The organism is Pantoea sp. MHSD4, assembly GCF_021043305.1.
Lineage (GTDB): Bacteria > Pseudomonadota > Gammaproteobacteria > Enterobacterales > Enterobacteriaceae > Pantoea > Pantoea eucalypti.
Genome location: NZ_JAJNDH010000017.1, coordinates 1 through 5,015, shown reverse-complemented (window position 1 = coordinate 5,015; position 5,015 = coordinate 1). Strand labels below are relative to the sequence as shown.

The following is a 5,015-nucleotide window of genomic DNA, read 5'->3' as shown; positions in this document are numbered from 1 at the left end:
CGCATCTGCTTTTCATGACGATACAGTGCAAAAAGTGGCCGCTAGAATTATCAATGAGATGAGTGTCACTAATGCGGTGAAGTCTGCAATGCTTACGGATGACCAAGTGGGAGCTTTATATGGCTATACCACGAATGAGGGTTACACAGCATTAAATCCAGCATTAAGAGGTCAAACTCCATTAACTCCAGAATTAGAAGCCTTTGCCGCACATGCTAAGGATGGCCTTTCCAAGCTCCCTCCTAATAAAGGACTTTCATATCGAGGGATAAATTCCCTTCCTGAAGAAATACTTGCTAAAAATCAGCCTGGTAACATTGTTTCAGATGGTGCATTTATGAGTACATCCTCAAATGAACCATTTCAAGGTAACATATTGATTAAAGTCAATGGTGCTTCCGGGCGAGACGTGGCATTTTTATCAGAGTATCCTCTTGAAGCGGAAGTTTTATACCCTCCAGACACACAATTTAAAGTTATCGAAAGAATTGATGATGGCGGGAATATTACATTGACTTATAAGGAGTTTTTATGATTGATCTTAGGGTTGATGATGATGCGCTTTTCATTTATGCCAGACGTTACGCTCATTTAATACCCCAGGCATCACGGCAGTTGATGAACAGAATGTCTTATGAGCAAAAACCTTTACGCGCTAAACCTGAGGACGCTCTCAAGCCAGAATGGGCGAAATCCTTACCTCAGAAAATTACTGATGAACAGTCATTAGATAAATGTCAGGGCGCTTTGATGGGGTTGGCGGTTGGAGACGCTATCGGCACAACGCTAGAATTTATGCCAAGAGATAAAGCTCGCGTTGATGATATGGTTGGCGGGGGACCTTTTTCTCTTAAACCCGGTGAGTGGACTGATGACACCTCGATGGCGCTGTGTCTCGCTGAAACTTATATTGAAAGCCATAAATGTGATATTACATTGTTCCGACAAAAGTTACTTAACTGGTATAAGAATGGGACAAATAGTTCTAATGGCGTATGCTTTGATATAGGTAATACAACGCGCTATGCGCTTGAGCAGTTTGTACTTCATGGACCAACCTGGATGGGGAATACTTCTCCTGAGACTGCAGGAAATGCAGCATTAATCCGCCATGCACCTACTGCTATTTTCAGAAGGAAATCGTTTATTGACGGTTGGCGAGATGCGATATTACAGAGTGAGGCTACACATTGTGCCGCAGAGTCTATAGATAGCTGTCGCTTTTTTAATGTCATGCTTCATTACATCTTAAATGGTTACAGTAAGAGTGAGAGCTTTGCTCCTCATCTTATGGGATCAACATTACGTGTATTGATCATCAATGCCGGTGAATATAAAGAAAAGCATCGGGATCAAATTCGCTCCTCGGGCTATGTTATCGACACCCTTGAGGCCGCATTATGGGCCGTCTGGCATACAGACAATTTTAAAGATGCCATTTTGCTGGCGGCAAATCTTGCTGATGACGCTGATAGTGTGGCAGCAACGGCTGGTCAGTTAGCGGGCGCATTGTATGGACTGTCAGGCATTCCTCAGGAGTGGGTTAATAAAATAGTCGATAAAGACAGAATTCTTGCGCTGGCCGAAAAGCTGTTTCACTTAGCACCTGAAGAGAAAGATTGATGATAAGATCCCATATCTGAAGTATGGGATTTTTTTTATAAATAAAAAGATTGAAGTTGAAATGGTTTCTAATCACATTCACTAAACTGTAAAGACATTTCGCTGAACTTGATCTGAGTAATAATGCATTGTTTGTTATTTATAAATTAAAATTATTCAAAAAAGAATTTTCTCCTTGTGTTTTCTGGTTGATATCCAAAAAACATGTTGACTAAAAAATTATTGCGCTGACCATGTTCATAAATGTTTCTCGTTTTTTAATCGGGATTTTTGATAAATAATTTCATCCTGAAATCCATTGCTTCTAATCAGAAGATGCTTTAAATAAAAAATCTTTTACCTTCCACATTTACTGACACGCTTCATCGTCAGTTCTGTCTGTACGGAAAAAACCATGTTCTCACGCATTACTGCACAGCTGCCGGCGGACGGCCTGCTGTTCCATACGCTCACGGGTACCGAGACGCTGTCCCGTCCCTTTGTGCTCACCGCCGAACTGCTGGCCACCGACGCGCGCATCGACCGTCACGCCCTGCTGGGCAAGCCGGTGACCTTTACGCTGCCGACCGACGGCCTGATGAACGCGCTGAGCCCGCGCTACCTCAACGGCAAAATCACCCGGGTGGCGGTGCGCAGCCAGGAGCTGAGCGGCACCCGCTACGCGGTCTACCAGCTGACGGTGGAACCGGACCTGTGGCCGATGCAGCGCGACCGCAACCTGCGCATCTTCCAGAGCCAGACGGTGCCGCAGATTGTGCAGACGCTGCTGAAGGAGTACGGGGTCAGCGTGGAGACGCGCCTGGCGGGCAGCTACCGGGTGTGGGAGTACTGCGTGCAGTATCAGGAGAGCAGCCTGGACTTTATCAGCCGCCTGATGGAGCTGGAGGGGATTTACTACTTCTTATGGAGCCGGTCATGACCGAACTGCGTTTCATCAAAGCGGAACAACGCCAGCAACAGCTTGAACTCGCCGCGCGCTTCGATAGTGACCCTACTGCCAGTGAGTTTGTACCTTTACCACCGAGCCTGTTGGCGAAATTACACCAGGTGAAAACGAATGGCTGAAAATTACGCTGCCCGTAAAGATGGTGCATACAAAGTAGTTGGTATGGCACCTGACCTGTGTTTTACGCCGGGATCGCAATCTCCCGTCCCCTATCCCGTACAGACCACGCTTGGCTCATCTGCGTCCACAATCAATTCTGTCAAATTTAATGGGCATCCTGCCTTTGTATTCAATCAAAGTTTTGTACCCAAAACGATTGGAGATGCAGCAGGAACGAACAAGGGTGTTACCAGCGGAACGGTGGAGGGGAATTGTTGGCCGATTGAACACAGTCCTGATACCAGCATAGGCGGTTCCAGAATTATCAGAGTTCAGGATATGTTTTTCATGAATGGCAATTTCTTGCCTGCCATGCTCGGTATGTCTAAAAGTGAAAGATGGAAGTACCGTAAACATCTTATTGAGTTAGGAAAGAGCAGTGGTGACAAGGATGTGCAGGCTGCAGCAAATCGTCTTGAACTGGATAACACCGCTGTTGAAAAAGCTCGTCTGGCCTCAGTGATTTATGATGGAGGCGATCCCCGGGCACTAACCCCTCATATGCCTGAAGGATGGACTGATATCAGTAATAATTCAGAGGCATTAAAAAAGATAAATTTGAAACCTCAAGATCTTATTGCTACTGGGTCTCCGGGGTTCAGAGCCAGAGTTTATGCACCGGATCCGGCTGTATTTGGTGAGGATATGAAAACCTCTGTCGTTTTCCGGGGTACAAGGCCGAGTGAGATTGAAGACTGGAAGGCGAATTTCAACCAAGGCGTTGACAAAAAAACGGGCTATTATGAACAAGCCGTTCAAATAGGTACGCACTTATCTAAAACAGGTAATGTTGATGTGGTCGGTCATTCTCTGGGCGGTGGGTTAGCGTCTTCAGCATCAGAAACAGGAAATGTTAAAGGGTGGACATTTAATGCTGCGGGTTTAAACCTGAATACTGTCTCACGATATTCCGGTTCGGCGGCTTCCGGAGAAGGAAAAAAAATCGATGCATTCAGAGTGAAAGGTGAAATACTGACCGATATTCAGGAGAATAATGCCGGGCGACTGCTGGAGTTTGGAATGAAATATGGGCCTGGGCTGGCAATGTTAAAAGCGTATATTGCGGGGAAGGCACCTGACTCCGCAGGTACAAGACACAATCTATCCGGCGGAGAGGGCAATCCTGTCACCTTGCACGGCATGGATCAAGTCATACACTGTCTGGAGTTAGAAAAAAGCCATGATATAGCAACCATCACAGGAGAAAATAATTGAACATTCTAAGGAAAATGATTTATTTGCCTTTTTTATTTGCGTTTTTAACTTTACAGGCTTGTGACATGAAGAAAATTCATCCCGAAGATTATTTTTCAGGAAGCCAGCTCCAGCTGGCGCAGGCAATTGAAGAGGGCAACGTTGATGAGGTGGAGAAATTAGCAACGCAGACTGATCTTAATAAACCTGGCGAGAAGGATTTGACGCTTTTGTATTATGCCCTCAGTGAAGCTTCAAATAAGGACGTTAACAGACTCAATATATTGAGTGTTTTAGTAAAACATGGCGCTAATCCTCTTCAATACGTTGTCGACATGGGATCTGTGGCAACTAATACAGCGGGATACGCAGACCCTGTGTTTTTTAAAGCCTTAATTAAAGGCGGGATGGATAAAAATGCGAGATTTGAAAGCACGCCGATAATATTTTATGCAACCAATGAACGATCCTTCCCTACTCTAAAATATCTTGTTGAGATAGGTGCTGATGTCAATGCAAAAGATAGCTTAGGACAAACAGCAATTTTTCAAGGTATGTATGGTCAACAATATGATCAGGTTGAATACCTTCTTAATCATGGCGCAGATGCAAATATTACTGATGTTAACAATGTGACTTTTAATCAGTTTTTGGATAAAATCACCAGTAATACTAATAAAGATAATAAAATGGCAATCGATAAGCTGAAAGATATAAAAAAATTAACCCAAAAAAATTAACAGGTATTTGGGTCAAATTCAAAATCAGCTTCTGATGGATGCCTGAACGTGCGATTAATTCGGACTGATGAACCTGGCATGGTTATAATAAGTGACAGGTTCAGATTGCATAACGGCCGGCTTAAACCGCTCTGCTCGTGATTTAACAGGCGCTAAGAAGTGCTGGCTAGCGTGTCAGATGCATAGTGATAAACCCTGACTTATTCACTTTCTGGCATGATAGCGAGATGGTGTGGTACTGGTATGATTCCTCGTACCTAAAAGATGGGGCATGATGATTACTACTCTGACATTGCAATTATTATATGCCTGATTTTAAGTATATGTTCTGGCCTCACTAATTAATTCTGCAT

General features: G+C 44.2%; 5 protein-coding genes and 1 pseudogene. All 6 read left to right on the top strand.

Annotation, left to right across the window (positions count from 1 at the left end; genetic code table 11):
• Positions 1 to 535 (top strand): ADP-ribosyltransferase domain-containing protein (locus LQK91_RS21685; RefSeq protein ID WP_231001680.1); only part of this gene is annotated, 535 nt, incomplete at its 5' end.
• Positions 532 to 1,623 (top strand): ADP-ribosylarginine hydrolase Tri1, encoded by a 1,092-nt coding sequence (gene tri1 / locus LQK91_RS21680; protein WP_105100154.1) that lies wholly within the window; start codon positions 532 to 534, stop codon positions 1,621 to 1,623. The genes LQK91_RS21685 and tri1, both read left to right, overlap by 4 nt.
• 394 nt (positions 1,624 to 2,017) lie before the next feature.
• A pseudogene (locus LQK91_RS21675) lies at positions 2,018 to 2,524 on the top strand (type VI secretion system Vgr family protein); the annotation flags it as partial.
• A 14-nt stretch (positions 2,525 to 2,538) separates the two neighbouring features.
• Entirely contained in the window at positions 2,539 to 2,688 is a 150-nt protein-coding gene (locus LQK91_RS21670) for a hypothetical protein (RefSeq protein WP_231001679.1), read from the top strand.
• Positions 2,681 to 3,943: a PAAR-like domain-containing protein gene (locus LQK91_RS21665; RefSeq protein ID WP_105100153.1), complete on the top strand. Its 1,263-nt coding sequence runs from the start codon at positions 2,681 to 2,683 to the stop codon at positions 3,941 to 3,943. Before LQK91_RS21670 ends, LQK91_RS21665 begins: the two co-directional genes overlap by 8 nt.
• A gap of 65 nt (positions 3,944 to 4,008) precedes the next feature.
• The gene (locus LQK91_RS21660) at positions 4,009 to 4,662 is read left to right on the top strand and encodes an ankyrin repeat domain-containing protein (RefSeq protein ID WP_105100160.1); all 654 of its coding nucleotides are present in this window, start codon (positions 4,009 to 4,011) and stop codon (positions 4,660 to 4,662) included.
• Positions 4,663 to 5,015 lie beyond the last annotated feature (353 nt).